This is a genomic window from Micromonospora sp. NPDC023814, assembly GCF_040639595.1.
Taxonomy (GTDB): domain Bacteria; phylum Actinomycetota; class Actinomycetes; order Mycobacteriales; family Micromonosporaceae; genus Micromonospora.
Map to the genome: position 1 here is coordinate 1 of NZ_JBFAAF010000076.1, position 15,079 is coordinate 15,079.

Annotated in this window: 12 protein-coding genes; all 12 read right to left on the minus strand. The window is 75.1% G+C overall.

Features of this window, described 5'->3' with window-relative positions:
* Positions 1–106: 106 nt before the first annotated feature.
* The 12 genes from AB0G14_RS29135 to AB0G14_RS29190 all read right to left on the minus strand — a co-directional run bounded on the left by AB0G14_RS29135 (position 107) and on the right by AB0G14_RS29190 (position 15,000).
* A complete protein-coding gene (locus AB0G14_RS29135; RefSeq protein ID WP_357702830.1) occupies positions 107–928 on the minus strand; it encodes a CoA ester lyase in 822 nt (273 codons plus the stop codon).
* Positions 929–2,146, minus strand: coding sequence for a CoA transferase (locus tag AB0G14_RS29140; protein ID WP_357702832.1), 1,218 nt, complete (start codon positions 2,144–2,146; stop codon positions 929–931). It abuts the gene before it with no gap.
* Positions 2,143–4,308: an alpha/beta hydrolase-fold protein gene (locus tag AB0G14_RS29145; RefSeq protein ID WP_357702834.1), complete on the minus strand. Its 2,166-nt coding sequence runs from the start codon at positions 4,306–4,308 to the stop codon at positions 2,143–2,145. The genes AB0G14_RS29140 and AB0G14_RS29145 overlap by 4 nt, the downstream gene beginning before the upstream one ends.
* A 4-nt stretch (positions 4,309–4,312) precedes the next feature.
* The gene (locus tag AB0G14_RS29150) at positions 4,313–6,262 is read right to left on the minus strand and encodes an SUMF1/EgtB/PvdO family nonheme iron enzyme (protein ID WP_357702836.1); all 1,950 of its coding nucleotides are present in this window, start codon (positions 6,260–6,262) and stop codon (positions 4,313–4,315) included.
* A complete protein-coding gene (locus AB0G14_RS29155; protein WP_357702838.1) occupies positions 6,259–7,197 on the minus strand; it encodes a ribokinase in 939 nt (312 codons plus the stop codon). Before AB0G14_RS29155 ends, AB0G14_RS29150 begins: the two co-directional genes overlap by 4 nt.
* Positions 7,194–8,588: an ADP-ribosylglycohydrolase family protein gene (locus AB0G14_RS29160; protein WP_357702840.1), complete on the minus strand. Its 1,395-nt coding sequence runs from the start codon at positions 8,586–8,588 to the stop codon at positions 7,194–7,196. The genes AB0G14_RS29155 and AB0G14_RS29160 overlap by 4 nt, the downstream gene beginning before the upstream one ends.
* Positions 8,585–9,781, minus strand: coding sequence for an ADP-ribosylglycohydrolase family protein (locus AB0G14_RS29165; RefSeq protein ID WP_357702842.1), 1,197 nt, complete (start codon positions 9,779–9,781; stop codon positions 8,585–8,587). Before AB0G14_RS29165 ends, AB0G14_RS29160 begins: the two co-directional genes overlap by 4 nt.
* Positions 9,782–9,783: 2 nt before the next feature.
* Positions 9,784–11,076 carry a sugar ABC transporter substrate-binding protein gene (locus tag AB0G14_RS29170; RefSeq protein WP_357702844.1) on the minus strand — a complete coding sequence of 431 codons (1,293 nt, stop codon included), beginning with the start codon at positions 11,074–11,076 and terminating at the stop codon, positions 9,784–9,786.
* Between the two features lie 36 nt (positions 11,077–11,112).
* On the minus strand, positions 11,113–11,952 hold the full coding sequence (locus AB0G14_RS29175; RefSeq protein ID WP_357702846.1) for a carbohydrate ABC transporter permease: 840 nt from the start codon (positions 11,950–11,952) through the stop codon (positions 11,113–11,115).
* Between the two features lie 58 nt (positions 11,953–12,010).
* On the minus strand, positions 12,011–12,946 hold the full coding sequence (locus AB0G14_RS29180) for a sugar ABC transporter permease (protein ID WP_357702848.1): 936 nt from the start codon (positions 12,944–12,946) through the stop codon (positions 12,011–12,013).
* Positions 12,943–14,010 carry a LacI family DNA-binding transcriptional regulator gene (locus tag AB0G14_RS29185; protein ID WP_357702850.1) on the minus strand — a complete coding sequence of 356 codons (1,068 nt, stop codon included), beginning with the start codon at positions 14,008–14,010 and terminating at the stop codon, positions 12,943–12,945. The genes AB0G14_RS29180 and AB0G14_RS29185 overlap by 4 nt, the downstream gene beginning before the upstream one ends.
* A 339-nt stretch (positions 14,011–14,349) precedes the next feature.
* On the minus strand, positions 14,350–15,000 hold the full coding sequence (locus AB0G14_RS29190; RefSeq protein ID WP_357702852.1) for a hypothetical protein: 651 nt from the start codon (positions 14,998–15,000) through the stop codon (positions 14,350–14,352).
* Positions 15,001–15,079: the final 79 nt, after the last annotated feature.

The following is a 15,079-nucleotide window of genomic DNA, read 5'->3' on the forward strand; positions in this document are numbered from 1 at the left end:
CTCGCCGACTGGATCGCCACCCGCGGCTACGCCGCCTGATCCAGACAACCACCACCGACAAGGGCCGGCCCCCGAACGGGGCCGGCCCTTTCGTCGTACGCCGGGGTCAGGCCGCGTAGCGGGCGGCCAGGTCGACCGTGCGACGGGCGGCGGCCACCATCGCCCGGTCGGCGAACCGGCCGTCCGGCAGCACCACGGTCCCGGAGTCCCGCGTCTGCGCCTCGGCCACCGCGGCGAGCAGTTCCTCGGCCCGCGCGACCTCCCGCTCCGCCGGCCGGAACGCCTCGGCGATCACCGGTAGCTGGCGCGGGTGGATGGCTGCCCGGCCGAGGAAGCCGAGCCGCCGGCCCACCGCGCAGGAGGCGGCCAGGCCGTCGGCGTCGGCCACGTTCGGGTACACCGACATGGCGGGCGGGGGCAGGGTGGCGGCACGGGCCGCCACCACGATCCGGCCACGCGCCCACGCCAGACCGGCCTCGTCGTCGACGCCGAGGTCGGAGCGCAGGTCGGCCTCGCCGAGGCCGATCGAGGCCACCACGGGGTCGGCGGTGGCGATGGCGTACGCGGCCTCCAGGCCGAGGGCCGACTCGACCAACGGGTGCAGCGGGGTGTCCACCCGGGCGGCGAGGGCGGCGACGGCGGTCGCCGACTCCACCTTCGGCAGCCGCAGGCCCGCCAGCCCGGGGCGGCCGACCACCGCGGCCAGGTCGGCGTCGACGTCCGGGCCGGTCAGCTCGTTGATCCGGACCTGGACCGGCACGGGGTGCGGCTGCCCGAGGAACTCGGCGACGGCCTGCCGCGCGTGCGCCTTGCGGTCGGCGAGCACCGCGTCCTCGAGGTCGAGGATCACCGCGTCGGCGCCGGAGGCGACTGCCTTGGCGAACCGGTCCGGCCGGTCACCCGGCACGTAGAGCCAGGTCAGCAGCATTCAGATCACCCCCTTCTCGCGCAGTGCCGCCAACTCGCCGTCGGTCAGGCCCAGCGACCGCAGCACCGCGTCGGTGTCCTGGCCGTGCCGGCGCCCGGCGTGCCGGATGTCCCCCGGCGTCTCCGAGAGCCGGAACGGCACGTTCTGCATCCGCACCTCGCCCAACTCCTCGTCACCGACGGTGCGGACGGTGCCGAGCGCTGCGTACTGCGGGTCGGCGAGGATGTCGCGCACGTCGTAGACCGGGGCGACGGCCGCCTCGGCGGCCTCGAACGCGGCCACCACCTCGTCCCGGTCGCGCCGCGCGACCCAGGCGCCCACGGCGGCGTCCAGTTCGTCGGCGTGCGCGGCCCGGCCGCTGCCGGTGGCGAACCACGGCTCGTCCACCAGTTCCGGCCGGCCGACCAGCCGCAGCACCCGCTCGGCGATGCTCTGCGCGCTGGTCGACACCGCCACCCAGCGCCCGTCGGCGCAGCGGTACGTGTTGCGCGGCGCGTTGTTGTTGGACCGGTTGCCCAGCCGGGGCTGGACGTAGCCGAGCTGGTCGTACCAGGTGATCTGGGGGCCCAGCATCGCCATGATCGGCTCGATGATGGCGAGGTCCACCACCTGACCGGCGCCGGTGAGGTCGCGGGCCCGCAGGGCCAGCATGACCGCGTACGCGGCGGCGAGCGCGGTGACCGAGTCGGCCAGCCCGAACGGGGGCAGCGTCGGCGGGCCGTCCGGCTCGCCGGTGGCGGCGGCGAAGCCGCTCATCGCCTCGGCGAGGGTGCCGAAGCCTGGCCGCCGCGCGTACGGGCCGACCTGACCGAAACCGCTGATCCGGGCGATCACCAGCCGGGGGTTGACCTCGTGCAGCTCGGCCGGGCCGAGCCCCCACCGTTCCAGGGTGCCGGGGCGGAAGTTCTCCACCAGCACGTCCGCGTCGGCGAGCAGGCGGCGCAGCAGTTCGGCGCCCCGCGGGTCGGACAGGTTCAGGGTCACCGTGCGCTTGTTGCGCCCGAGCACCTTCCACCACAGCCCGACGCCGTCCTTCGCCGGGCCGTGCCCCCGCGACGGGTCCGGCTTGGCCGGATGCTCCACCTTGACCACGTCGGCGCCGAAGTCGCCGAGGAACGCCGCCGCGAGCGGCCCGGCGAAGAGGGTGGCCAGGTCGACAACCTTCACCCCGTCGAGCGGGCGGGTCCGGTCGGCACCGGCGGGGGCTGGGCTGTTCATGGCGTTCCCTTCGTCGGATCGACGGCGGCGAGGAAGACGTCGCCGTTGCCGAGCGCCGCCCCGCCCGACGTGGTCCCGGCGGTGAGCCCGGTGACCAGCAGCCGCCCGTCGGCACCGAGGGTCGCGTAGACGTTCTCCTCGCCGAAGGCGTCGGCGGCGTCGTCGCGGGCGGTGCCGTACTGGGCCACCCCGGCCTGGCGGCCCCGCGCGTCCAGCCGCAGGGTCAGCACGTCCGCGCCGCCGACCGGCAGACCGAGCGCGCTGCCGGTGAAGCCGACCACGGCGACCGCACCGCCGGGCAGCGCCACCACGTCCGCGCCCGCGTCCGCGCCCCGCCCGCCGGTCACCGTCCGCCAGCGCTGCCGGCCGGCCCCGGTGTACGCCACGGTGAGCACGTCGCTGCCGCCGGCGGTGGCCTCGCCGCCGGTGGAGCCGGTGGCGACCACGAGGCCGTCGGCGCTGATCGCGACACCGCCGAGCAGGTCGTCGCCGGCGCCGCCCACCGAGGTCACCCACGTGCCGGTGCCGCTGGCGTCGAACCGGGCGAGCCACCCGTCGTTGCCGCCCAGCGGGGTGGTGTCGGGCAGGCCGGCGGAGGTGCCGCCGGCCACGTACACGCCCTCGGCGTCGGCCGTCACCGCGTACGCCTTGTCCTCGCCGGAACCGCCGAACTGCCGGCTCCAGGCGATCCGCCCGTCCGGGGCGATGCGGGCCAGGATCGCGTCCTTGTCCCCGGCGCCGCTCTGCCCGGCGAACGAGCCGCTGGTGTAGCCGGCGACGTAGGCGCCGCCGTCGGGGGCCGCCGCGACGGCGTAGAACCTGTCGGCCTTGGCCGGGTCGCCGGCCTGGGTGAGCCAGGCCTGCTGCCCCGTCCCGGTCAGCCTGACGACGAAGCCGTCGTCGGCGGGGCTGCCCGGGTGCGTCCCGTCCAGGTCGCCGCGGGTGTAGCCGGCGGCGACCACCCCGCCGTCGGCGAGCGGCACCACGCCGTGGAGGCGGTCGTTGGCGGCCGTGCCGAACTGCCTCGTCCAGGCCGGGGCTCCGCCCGCCGTGACGCGGCTGACCACGGCGTCCAGCCCGCCGGCGTACGGCTGGCCGGCGACCGGGCCGGAGGCGGCGTACCCGAGGGTGGTGCTGCCGTCGGGGTGGGCGGCGACGCCGCCGGCCCAGTCGGTGCCTGCGGTGCCGTGTGGCGGCCCGGGTAGCCCGGCCGGCGGGGTGACGCTCAGCGTCGTCGCCAGGTGCCTCAGTCCGTCCGCGAAGGCGGGTCGCCAGACGTCCCAGTCGTGCCCCCCGTCGAGCACCCGGAACTCCGCGGCGACCGCGTCGGAGCGGCGCACGGTGTTGTAGAGGGTGGCGGCCTCGTAGTCGAGGTCGTGGGCGGCGTCGGCCGGGTCGGGGTTCGCCCACTCGTCGTCGCCGACCGCGACGTACATCCGCACCGGGGACTCCGCGTCCAGGCCCGGCAGCAGGGCCGGGTAGTTCAGTCGCCGGTAGACCTCGTCGGAGAAGCGCTGCTCGCCGGAGCCGAAGCCGCCGAACTCGCGCGCCGACGAGTCGGCCGGCGGCAGCGGCCGGTACACCGCCGGGCTGAGCACCAGCGCGTGGCCGAACAGGTCCTGGTGGGCCAGGGCGTAGCGCAGCGCGCCGGCGCCGCCCATCGAGTAGCCGCCGACCAGGCGCGCCCCCCGGTGGGCGGCAGTGCGGTAGGTGGCGTCGACGTGCCGCACCAGGTCCCGGGTGAGGGCGGTCTCCACCGGCCGGCCAGGATCGTCCGCGCCGGTGTACCCGGAGTCGACGTACCAGTTGCCGCGGCTGCTCCACGGCGCGTCGGGCAGCACCGCGATCACCGGCGGCACGTCGCCGTCGGCGATCAGCCGGTCCAGGTCGGCCTTGACCCGGGTCCACGCCTGCATGGTGTCGCCCCGCCCGTGCAGCAGGTACAGCACCGGGTAGCGGCTCGCCGTCGCCTCGCCGTAGCCGTGTGGCAGGTAGACCGTGTAGTCGATCGGAGCGCCCAGCGCCGCGGACGGCGCCGAGGTGGTGGTCAGCGTGCCCGCGCGGAGACGCTCCGCGCCGGCCGCGCCGGGCACCGCACCGGCCAGGCCGAACGCGAGGAGCACGGCGGCCACGCCACCGCCGATCCGCCAACGTCTTCTCATCAGGTCACTCCTCGGCGGGAAGGTCGGCGGCGCAGCGGAAGCCGACCTGGTCGGAGCGGGTCAGGCCGGCGCCGAGCAGCAGCAGCTTCACCGACACGTCCGGCGGCTGCGGGCCGCCGTCGAGATACCAGTCGGAGCCCTCCGCCCGGTACGCGGCACCGCCCTTGAGGATCACGAAACGGGTCCGCCCGTCGGAGTGCTCGCTCTCGGTCAGGTTCCACACCAGCGGTTCCCGGCGGTGCAGCAGCCCCGCCTCGGCGGCCACCTGCCACTCGTCCTCGGTGGGCAGCCGCAGCCCGGCCCAGGCCGCGTAGGCCCGGGCGTCGGCGAGGTCGACGCCGGTGACCGGGGCGTCGGCCGGGCCCTGTCCGGCGGTGAACCGCTCGGGGCGCGCCGGACGGTGGCCGGTGGCGCGCAGGAACTCGGCGTACCGGCCGTGGGTGACCTCGTGGGTGTCGATGGCGAACCGGCCGAGCCGGACGGCGCGGCGCAGCGTGCCGGTGTGGTGCAGCCGGGGCGGCAGCGGCTTCCACTCGTCGACGTACGGGGTCTCGCCGTAGAGTCCGGTCTCCCGCACCCGGTGGCGCACGAGCAGCTCCCGCCGTCCGGCGTCGACCGCCACCATGCCGTCGGGCACGTCGCGCCGGGGCGCCCACGGGACGCGCAGCCGCTGCGCCGTCCGGGCCGGGAAGGACGGGTCGCCGACCGCCGCCGGGTGCGACGGCACCGGCGCGTCGGCGGTGGCGACGACCGCGGCGACCGCCCCGGCCGGCAGCGGACCGCCGACGGCGACCGTGCCGTCCGGCTCGGCGGTGACGGCCAGTTCGGCGCCGGTGACCAGGTCGACGAAGCGCCGGCCGGGACGCGGCGCGGTACGCAGCCACGGCCCGTCGTGGTCGTCGCCCCGGTTCACCACCGTCCACAGCGGCTCGCCGTCGTGCGTCCAGCGGGACGCGTACACCTGGCCGGAGCCGGGGTGGTCGGCGAGCGGAACCCAGTCCTCGGCGCGCAGCCACGCGGCGTGGCTGGCCTGCACCCGGCGCATCGCCCGCAGCACGGCCCGGTCCCGGTCGTTCCAGCCCACCCAGACGCCGAACACGCTCTCCCAGACCAGCACGCCGCAGCCGTTGAGCCAGGCGGAGTGCAGCTCGTCGAGGTGGCTTCGGTGCCAGCGGCGGGTGTGGTGCAGCACGTGCCGGCGCTCGAACCACTTGGCGCGCAGCACGCCGGGGACCTCGGAGTCGGCGAACCACTGCGCCCACGACATCGCGTGGTCGGCGATGCGGGCCAGCGGCACCCGGCTCTCGCCTTCGAGGACGATGCCGGGGCGGACGGCGTCCAGCTCCCGGCGCAGCTCGTCGGCGCCCTCCTTGAGGGTGTCGAGGAAGACCCCGTCGACGCCGAGCTTGCCGGCCAGCGCGGCGACCTCCTGCGCGTCGGTGCCGGCCTCGCGCCGGGTGCCGGTGTCCCACGGGTTGTAGTCGACGAACACCCGCACCCCGCGCCGCTGGAAGGCGCGGACCACCTCGGGCAGCTCGGGCACGTCGCGGTAGAAGTCGAACTGGTTGCGTTCGTCCAGCCCGATCACGGGGTACGCGTGCCACAGGACGATCCCGTCGAAGCCCCCGAAGTCCCGCTCGGCGGCGTCGAGGAACGCGTCGACGGTGAAGACGCCCCGCTCGTGGTCGTAGAGCGTCTCGTCCCACAGCCAGGCGAGGCAGACGCTGAAGCAGTCGCCGGGGATCTCGTCGTAGTGCGCACCGGTGTAGCCGAGGCGGGCACGGGCGTCGGCGCGCCAGCGGGTGAGCTGCTCCCGCCAGGCCGGCCAGTCGGCCGGGTCGCCCGGGGCGGCGAAGACCTTCGCCTCGTCCAGCGTGGTCAGGTCGGCGTGCCCGCCCAGCGGGACCTCCGTCGGCCGGTCGATGGGGCGCGGCACGTAGGGGTTGAAGCTCACGGGGCACCTCGGTAGGTCGCGGCGTACAGGTCCTCGATGGCGGCCCGGTCGGGCAGCGCGGTGGACGCGCCGGGGCGCTGCGCGCACGCCGCGCCGGCCGCGCAGGCCCAGCGCAGGACGGCGGCGACGGCGTCGGCGTCGCGCGCGGCGCCGCGTTCGGCCCAGCCGACGGCGAGGGCGCCGGTGAACGCGTCCCCGGCGGCGGTGGTGTCCACCGCAGCGATGCGCGGGGCCGGGATCTCCAGTCGCGAACCGCGCCGGTCGGCGTACGCGGCGCCCCGAGCACCGAGCGTCAGCACCACCCGGGGCACCAACTCCAGCAGGGCACCGAGCAGGACGCCCGGCTCGTCGGCGGCCGTCCCGGCGACGACGGCCGCCTCGTGCTCGTTGACCACCAGCACGTCGACCAGCCCGAGCAGGTCCGCCGGCAACGGTGCCGCCGGCGCGGCGTTGAGCACCACCGTGGTGCCCGCTGCGCGGGCCCGGCAGGCGGCCTCCACCACGGTCGGCAGCGGCACCTCCAGTTGGAGCAGCAGCACGTCGGCCGCGCCGATCGCCGCCCCGTCGGCGGCGTCCAGGTCGGTCAGCGCGGCGTTCGCGCCGGGGGCGACCACGATGAAGTTCTCCGCCGCCCGGTCGACCCCGATCAGGGCGACCCCCGAGGGGCCGGGGACGGTACGCAGGCCACGCACGTCCACCCCGGCGGCGACCAGGTTGTCCCGCAGCTGCTGCCCGAACTCGTCGGCGCCGACCGCGCCCACGAACGCGCAGTGCGCGCCCGCCCGGGCGGCGGCGACGGCCTGGTTGGCGCCCTTGCCGCCGGGCACGGTCCGGAAGTCCTCCCCGAGCACCGTCTCGCCGGGGCGGGGCAGGTGCGGCGCGGTGACCACCAGGTCCAGGTTGGCGCTGCCCACCACGACCACCCGCGCGCTCACGCCGACCCGCCCTCGGTCGTGGCGGCGCCGACGGGCGCCCCGGCGGCACCCGGCTCGGCGAGGGCGACGGTGCGGGCGGCCAGCTCGTCGAAGCCGATGCCGTCGAATCCGGCGATGCTGCTGGCGAGCCGGCCGCGCAGCGGGCCGACCCACCGCTCGGGCAGCCCGGACGCGCCGGTCAGCGCCCCGGTCACCGCGCCGACGGTGGCCCCGGTGGAGTCGGTGTCCCAGCCGCCGCTGACGACCGCGCAGATCGACCGCTCCAGCTCGCCCCGCCCGTACGCGAGGGCGGCGGCGACCAGCGCGGCGTTGTTGCGCACGTGCACCCAGTGCAGGTGGCCGTGCCGGGCGTACAGCTCGTCCACCACCGCCTCCCAGTCGTCCGTGCGCGAACCGAGGGCACGCGCCTCCCGGACCGTGGCGGCGAACCGACTACGCGGCGGCAGCACCGCCTCGCCGGCGTCGAGCACCTCGTCGACGTCGCCCGCCACCGTGGCGGCGGCGGCCAGGGCCGCGACCCACATCGCCCCGTACACGCCGGCGCGGACGTGGCTGACCGTGGCGTCGCGCCAGGCCAGCTCGGCGGCCAGGTCGGGGCGGCCGGGGTTGACCCAGCCGTACACGTCGGTGCGGATCTGGGCGCCGATCCACTCCCGGAACGGGTTGTGCCGCCGCGCGGTCCCCGGCGGGGCCAGCCCCAGCAGCAGGTTGCGGTAGGCCACCCGTTCGGCGGTGAAGACCCGCCCGCCGGGCAGCCAGTCCAGCCACGCCTGCGCCACGTCGGCGCTGGTGAAGTCCCGCCCGTACGTCTCCAGCACGCGCAGCGCCAGCAGCGCGAAGTTCAGGTCGTCGTCCTCGGGCATCCCGTCGATGTTCTCGGCCAGGCTGGTCGGGGCGCTGCGCCGGTTCCACGGCCAGCGGGCCGCCACGTCGGCGGGCAGCCCCCGGGCGGTGAACCAGTCGCGCAGCGGCCAGCGGCCGGTGGCGACGAGGATCTCCCGGATCCCGTGGCGGGGGATCTTCTCGACCGGCTTGCCGAGCAGGCAGCCGGCCGCCCGGCCGAGCCACGCGCCGTGCACCCGGTCGTACGCGGGCGGGCCGGCGGGCAGCGACCACTCCGCCGGCCAGGTGGCGCGGACGGCGGCCAGCTCCTCGGGCTCGTCGGGGCTGCCGGCTCCCGGCAGCGCGTCGGCCTCGTCGAGCAGCCGCGTGGCGAGGGCCCGCAGCCGGGGTGCCGCGGGCGTGGGCGACGCCCCGCTGACCGGCGGGATCAGGTCCCCGCCGGCCGCGCGCCACTGCTCGGCGATCGCGCCGACGTCGCGCCCCTCGTCCCGGCTGGCCGCGATCTCGTGCGGCAGCAGGTCCTCGGGCTGCACCCAGGTGATCCTCACCGGCCCGACTCCCCCGGCGCCTGCTCCGGCCCGGCGGGGTCGGTGCCCCGCGCCGGATCCTCGGCGAGACCGGCGAAGCGCTCGGCACGGCGGGCGAAGCGCTCCCGGTCGCGGTCGAAGACCTCCGTGGCCACCGCGGCGAGCACCCGGGCGGGCGCGACCAGGTCGGTGCGGGAGGCGGTGGCGACCGCCTCCGACCACTCCGCCGGCACCGCCGCCGCGCCGCCGAGCGCCCCGGCGATCGCCGCCGCCATGGTGGCGGTCGAGTCGGCGTCCCGGCCGTAGTTGACCGCGCCGAGCACCGCGTCGCGGAAGTCGCCGCCGGCCACCACCAGCATGCCGATCGCCACCGGCAGTTCCTCGATGGCGTGCAGCCGGCTCGGCCGCCGGGCGCCCAGCCCCGGGCTGCGGTACTCCTCCCCCACCGTGTCGAAGGGGGCGACCGCACCGCGCAGCGGGCCGATGGCGCCCCGCCAGTCGTGGTGGCCCCGGGCCTCCTTGACCACCGCGTCGATGGCCGCCCGGGTGCCGTCGCGGGCCAGGTCCAGCGCGGCGGCGACCACGTCCTCGACGCCCGCGCCGGGGGTCGCGGCGGCGGCGACCGCGGCGGCGAAGACCGCCGCGGCCTCCCGCCCGTAGCTGTGCTGGTGCGCTCCGGCGATCTCCACCGCCTCGGCGTACGCCCCGGCGGGGTCGCCCGCGTTGACGATGCCGACCGGGGCCATGTACATGGCGGCGCCGCAGTTGACGATGTTGCCCACCCCGCCCTCGCGGGGGTCGGCGTGCGCGTGGTGCAGGCGGGTGACCAACCACCGTTCGGCGGCCGCGAGCCGGTGGAAGGTCACCCCCTCGCGCTCCAGGTCCGGGATGTACACCACCCGCTCGATCAGGTCGGGGACGAGCAGTTCCACCACGTCGTAGGCGTCCAGGTGGTCGCGCTTGGCCGCGTACGCCCGCACCAGCGCGTGGGTCATCAACGTGTCGTCGGTGATGTGCCCGTCGCCCTTGTGGTACGGCGCGAGTGGCCGCGCGGTCGCCCAGTCGGCGTGGTACGGGGGCACGATGCCCTCCACCCAGCCGCCGAAGCGGGCGCGGATCTGCTCCGGAAGTGCCGTCTCGGTCGCCCCGCCGAGGGCGTCACCCACGGCGGCGCCGACGAGACATCCGACCGACTTGTCGAGAAGGAGAGACATGGTTACCTCAGAACCTGCTTGCCACCGTCGACCAGCTGCGTGCCGAGCTGGTCCAGGGTGATCTTGTTGGCGAAGTACTGCTGGAGGGCCGGGGTGGCGTACTTGGTCTTCCACTCCGGGTAGCCGTCGGCCTTCTGGAACGGCGCGACGGTCAGGTCGGCGGCGCTGTCGGCGGCCACGTCCCAGCCCTGCTTGCCGCCGGTCAGCTTGACCAGCTCCGCGTTGGCCTGCTTGCCGGTCGGGATCAGCCAGTCGCCCTTGGCGAGGGTGGCCATGTTGGTCGGGTTGAGGAAGAACTCCAGGAACTGCGCGGCCTGCTTCTTGTGCGTGGAGTCCTCACTGACGGACAGCGTCTGCGGGTTCGCCGCGTGGGTGGCGGACAACCCCTTCAGCGGCGGCAGGGTGACCCACTCGAAGCCGGCCGGCGCCTGCTCGACCATCTGCTGACGCAGCGACACCGAGCCGGGCAGCATCGCGTACTTGCCGCCGAAGAAGCCGGGCAGGGTGTCCGCGCCGCTCATCCCGAGCGCCTCCGGCGAGGCCGACTTCGCGGTGTAGATCATGTCGTGGATGCGCTTCGGGACCTCCTTCTCGGCGTCGCCCACCTTGACCTCGGTGCGGCCGCCGTCGGTGTGGAAGAACTTCCCGTCGAAGTTGAGCGCCAGGTTCAGCACCCGGTTGGTGGGCGACTTCAGGGCCCAGGCCGCGCCGTACTGACCCGGCTTGGTGAGCTTCTGCGCGTTGGCCTGGAACTCGTCCCAGGTCCAGCCGCCGTCGACCGGCGGCACCGCGATGCCGGCGGCGTCGAGCAGCTTCTTGTTGGCGATGACGACCTGCGACTCCAGCAGGAACGGCACGCCGGTGACCTTGCCGTCGTAGGTGACGGTGTCCCAGATGCCCTGGTCGATCTGCCCCTTGAGGTCGTCGGAGACGAGCTTGGACAGGTCGGCCAGGTAGCCCTGCTTGCTGAACTCGCCGATCGCGGACGCCTCGTAGTGCACGATGTCGGCCGCGTCGCCGCCCTCGAAGGAGGTGAGCAGCTGGTCGTGGACGGAGTTCCAGTCGCCCTGGACGTACTCGACCTGGATGTCGGGGTGCTCGGCGTTCCACTTGGCGACCAGGTCCTTGTTGGCCTGGAGCGACTCCTTCTGCCACGCGAGGCTGAGGAAGCGCAGCTTGACCGGGCCGGACGTGGACTCGTCGTCGCCGCCGTCGCCGCACGCGCTGAGCGCGCCGAGGCCGACGACCGCGACCGCGGCGGCCGCGGCGAGTCGACGGAATCCGGTACGGAGCATGGGGGTTACCTCCTGGGTGGTGGGTGGGGGACGGTGTCAGCCCTTGACCGCGCCGGCGAGCGACCCGGACGAGAGCCGGCGTTGCATGAACGCGAAGAAGATCAGGCTGGGCAGGGTGGCCAGCAGCGAACCGGCCGCGAGGGGGCCCAGGCGGGCGGTGCCCTCGATGCCCACGAACCGGGCGAGCGCGACCGGCAGGGTGGCCAGCTCCGGGGTCTTGATCAGCACGAGGGCGAAGAAGAACTCGTTCCAGGCCGAGATGAACGAGAACAGCGCGGTGGCGACCAGGCCGGGGGCGAGCAGCGGGAAGACCACCCGCCGCAGGATCTGCACGCGGCTGGCGCCGTCGACGGAGGCGGCCTCCTCCAGTTCCCGGGGGATGTTGCGGACGAAGCCCTGCAGCATCCACAGCGCGAACGGCAGCGCCCAGACCACGTAGATGAGCACCAGCCCGGCGTGCGTGTTGGCCAGCCCGACCTGCCGCAGCACCAGGAAGATCGGGATGATCAGCAGCACGAACGGGAAGAGCTGGGACAGCAGCACCCAGCCCAGGGCCGCGGTGCCGAGCTTCGAGCGGAACCGGGCCAGGGCGTACGACGCGGGCAGCGCGACCAGCACGGTGAGCAGCGCCGAGGCGAGCGAGACCTGGAGGCTGTTCAGCGCGGCCCGGCCCAACTCCTGCTCGGTGAACGCCTGGATGAAGTTCTGCACCGTCGGGTTGGTGGGGATCAGGGTCGGGTGCAGCTGGACCAGCTCGCGGGGCGGCTTGAAGGCCGTCGAGACCAGCCAGACCAGCGGGAACCCGAGGAAGACCAGGTAGCCGGCCAGGGCGAGGTACTGCAACGCCCGCCCGGTGCGGCTCGGCTTTCCGAACATCACTGCCCTCCGATCAGGACTGCGGGGCTCGCAAGCTCACTCCTCGCACTGACCACGACTAGTTCGCCTCCCTCAACCGGCGACGGAGATACACGGCGAGCAGCGCCACGATGATCACGACCATCACGTTGCCGAGCGCGGCGGCGTAGCCGTAGTTGCCGTAGCGGAACGCCTCCTCGTACGCGAAGAGCATCGGCAGCATGGTCTTGCCGCCCGGTCCGCCGGCGGTCAGCACGTAGACCAGGCCGAACGAGTTGAAGTTCCAGATGAAGTCCAGCGAGGTGATCGCCACGATCACCGGGGCCAGCGCGGGCAGCGTGACGTGCCGGAACCTGTGCCAGGTGCTGGCGCCGTCCACCGCGGCGGCCTCGTGCAGCTCGCGACCGACCCCCTGCAGGCCGGCGAGCAGCACGACGGTGGTCTGCGGCATGCCCGCCCACACCCCGACGATGATCACCGCCGGCAGGGCGGTGCCGAAGTCGCCGAGCCAGTTGGCCCGCAGGCCGTCGGCGCCGACGCGGTGGAAGAACTCGTTCAGCAGGCCCGCGTCCGGGTGGTAGACCAGCTTCCACAGGATGCCGACCACCACCGGTGGCATCGCCCACGGCACCACGGCCAGCACCCGTGCCACGCCCCGGAAGCGCAACCGCTGGTTCAGCAGCAGCGCGAGCCCGAGGGCCAGCAGGAACTGCAGGACGGTCACCCCGAACGCCCAGAGCAGGCCGACCTGGAAGGAGTTCCAGAACAGCTCGTCGCCGAGCAGCTCGCGGTAGTTCGCCAACCCGGTGAAGCTGACCTCCACGTTGCGCCCGGCCCGGGCGTCGGTGAACCCGAGGTACATGCCGCGTACCAGGGGGAAGACCGACAGCACCAGGATCGGCAGCAGCGACGGGAGCAGCAGCAGGTAGATCATGGTCCGGTCGGAGCGGGACCGGCTGTGCCGACGGGCCGCTCCGGCCCGGTCGACGTCCGGCCGCTCGGCCACAGTCGTCATGACGGCACCTCTTCCGTGGACGGACGGGGGGTGGTCACGGCGGCCCGGCTGGAGGCGCGGACGACGAGGCTGGGCGACACCTGCTCGCGGCGGGGCGGCAGGGCGGGATCGGCGATCCGCTGGAGCAGCAGTTCGGCCGCCCGTCGACCGCGCTCGGCCGAGCCGAGCGAGACGCTGGACAGCTGGGGGAACATCATCTGGGCCAGCTCGGTGTCGTCCATGCCGATCACCGCCACGTCCTCGGGCACCCGGTGCCCGGCGGCCAGCAGCGCGTGCAGCGCGCCGACCGCGATCAGGTCGTTGGCGCAGACCAGGGCGTCCGGGCGGGCCCGGGCGAGCAGCCGTTCGGTCGCCGCGCGGCCGGCCGCGTACTGGAAGTCGCCGACCTCGACCAGGCGTTCGTCGACGGGGACGGCGTGCGCGGCGAGGGCCGCGCGGAAGCCGGCGTCGCGGGCGGCGCCGGGGACGGTGTCCAGCGGGCCGTTGACGAAGCCGATCCGGCGCCGCCCGCTGGCCACCAGGTGCTCCACGGCCAGCGCGACGCCGCGCCGGGAGTCGGTGCGCACGTTGTCGACGGGCGCGTCGGCGCCGAGCTGGCCGATCACCACCACCGGCACCGGACTCTGCACGAGCGCGGCGAGGTGGTCGTCGGTGACTCGGATCGGCGACAGGATCATGCCGTCGACGTAGCGGTTGGCCAGCCGGCGCAGCAGTGCGGTCTCGTTGGCGATCTGCCCGCCGGTGGCGTGGACCAGCAGCTGCCGCCCGGACGCGGCCACCACCGCCTCGATGGCCCGCATCATCGACACGTAGACCGGGTTGCCGATGTCCTCGACCGCGAGCGCGACCAGTCCGGTGCGCTGGGACTGCAACGACCGGGCGATGGCGTTGGGCACGTACCCGACCTCCGCCGCCGCGGCGCGGACCTTGCGGATGGTCTCCTCGCTGCCGCCGACGCCGTTGAGCACCCGGGAGGCGGAGGCGATGGAGACACCGGCGCGGGCCGCGACGGTGTGGACGGTGGGCCGACTGTCGGCCGACTCCGGTAAACGTTTACGACCCACGCCCTGGCACCTCCACCTGTTTCCTGTAAACGTTTCCGGGAGTCTGCGCCGCGCGTGACGAGGAGGTCAAGGGTCCGTTACGAAAACGTTTCCAACAGGAGCGAGGCCCTGGTCAGCGCGTCATCGCCGGACTACCCGGGGTGCCCACGGAACGGGACGACGCTGCGGGCGGATCCGCACGTTACGGGGCGACGCTGCGGGCGCGCACGAGCAGAGCTACGCCTACGGCGCGCGGGGCAGAGATGCCCCCACGGCGTTTCCCCGGTGTGGACCCACGCCGAGGCGGGGGCCGAGGTGGACGCGTGGGCCCGGGGGTGGACGCGGAGGCCGGCGCCTCCGTCAGGACCGGCGTTGGCGCTCCTGGCTCAGCCGCTCGTCGAGCCGGCCCAGTTCGTAGATGGCGTTCAGGTTCGTCGGCAACCGGGTCACGTTGTCGACCAGGGGTTCCGCGGCGGGGTCGGGCGTGGGCCCGGGCGCGGGCCCGGGCGCGCCGGCCGGGCCCACCTGCGCGACGGCGGGCCGACGCCGGCGCAGGACGAGCAGCACCGGCACGGCCACGGCGGTCGCCGCCAGGCCGTAGAGAAGCCACCGCTCCGCCGGCTCCCCGTCGCCGTCCAGGGGCGGGGCAGCGACTGTGGACGCATCGCCCGAGGTCCCGGTCCGCCCGTTCGGGGCGGGCACCGCCGCCTTGCGCTCGCCCGGACCGTCGGCCGTCCGGGCCGGATCGGCGGCGCGGGTGGACGTGGTCGTCGACGTGGACGGGCGCGGCGCGACCGGCGCCGCCGACGGACGGGGCGACGCCGGGGCGGTCGAGCCGGACGGGACCGGCGTCGGGGAGGCGCCCGGGGTGCCCCCACCTTCTCCGGTGAGCAGGTCGTCCACGATCTGCCCGATACCGCCGAGGAGGTCGCCGACCGGCCCGCCCGAGGCCGACGGCGTGGGCGCGGGAGCGAGCGCCAGGGTCAGGGCGAGTGCTGCCACGGCGGACATGGATCACCTCGGAAGGGGTCGATGTGTCACGCACGGTACCGCACTGCGGGTGGTCGCCGCGTGACACCCCGGCGCGGCG

What these genes read in the sequence shown, in the direction of transcription:
- AB0G14_RS29135 (WP_357702830.1), bottom strand. Translation starts at nt 928, where the DNA reads ATGCTGCTGACCTGGCTCTACGTGCCGGGTGACCGGCCGGACCGGTTC.
- AB0G14_RS29140 (WP_357702832.1), bottom strand. Translation starts at nt 2,146, where the DNA reads ATGAACAGCCCAGCCCCCGCCGGTGCCGACCGGACCCGCCCGCTCGAC.
- AB0G14_RS29145 (WP_357702834.1), bottom strand. Translation starts at nt 4,308, where the DNA reads ATGAGAAGACGTTGGCGGATCGGCGGTGGCGTGGCCGCCGTGCTCCTC.
- AB0G14_RS29165 (WP_357702842.1), bottom strand. Translation starts at nt 9,781, where the DNA reads ATGTCTCTCCTTCTCGACAAGTCGGTCGGATGTCTCGTCGGCGCCGCC.
- AB0G14_RS29170 (WP_357702844.1), bottom strand. Translation starts at nt 11,076, where the DNA reads ATGCTCCGTACCGGATTCCGTCGACTCGCCGCGGCCGCCGCGGTCGCG.
- AB0G14_RS29175 (WP_357702846.1), bottom strand. Translation starts at nt 11,952, where the DNA reads ATGTTCGGAAAGCCGAGCCGCACCGGGCGGGCGTTGCAGTACCTCGCC.
- AB0G14_RS29180 (WP_357702848.1), bottom strand. Translation starts at nt 12,946, where the DNA reads ATGACGACTGTGGCCGAGCGGCCGGACGTCGACCGGGCCGGAGCGGCC.
- AB0G14_RS29190 (WP_357702852.1), bottom strand. Translation starts at nt 15,000, where the DNA reads ATGTCCGCCGTGGCAGCACTCGCCCTGACCCTGGCGCTCGCTCCCGCG.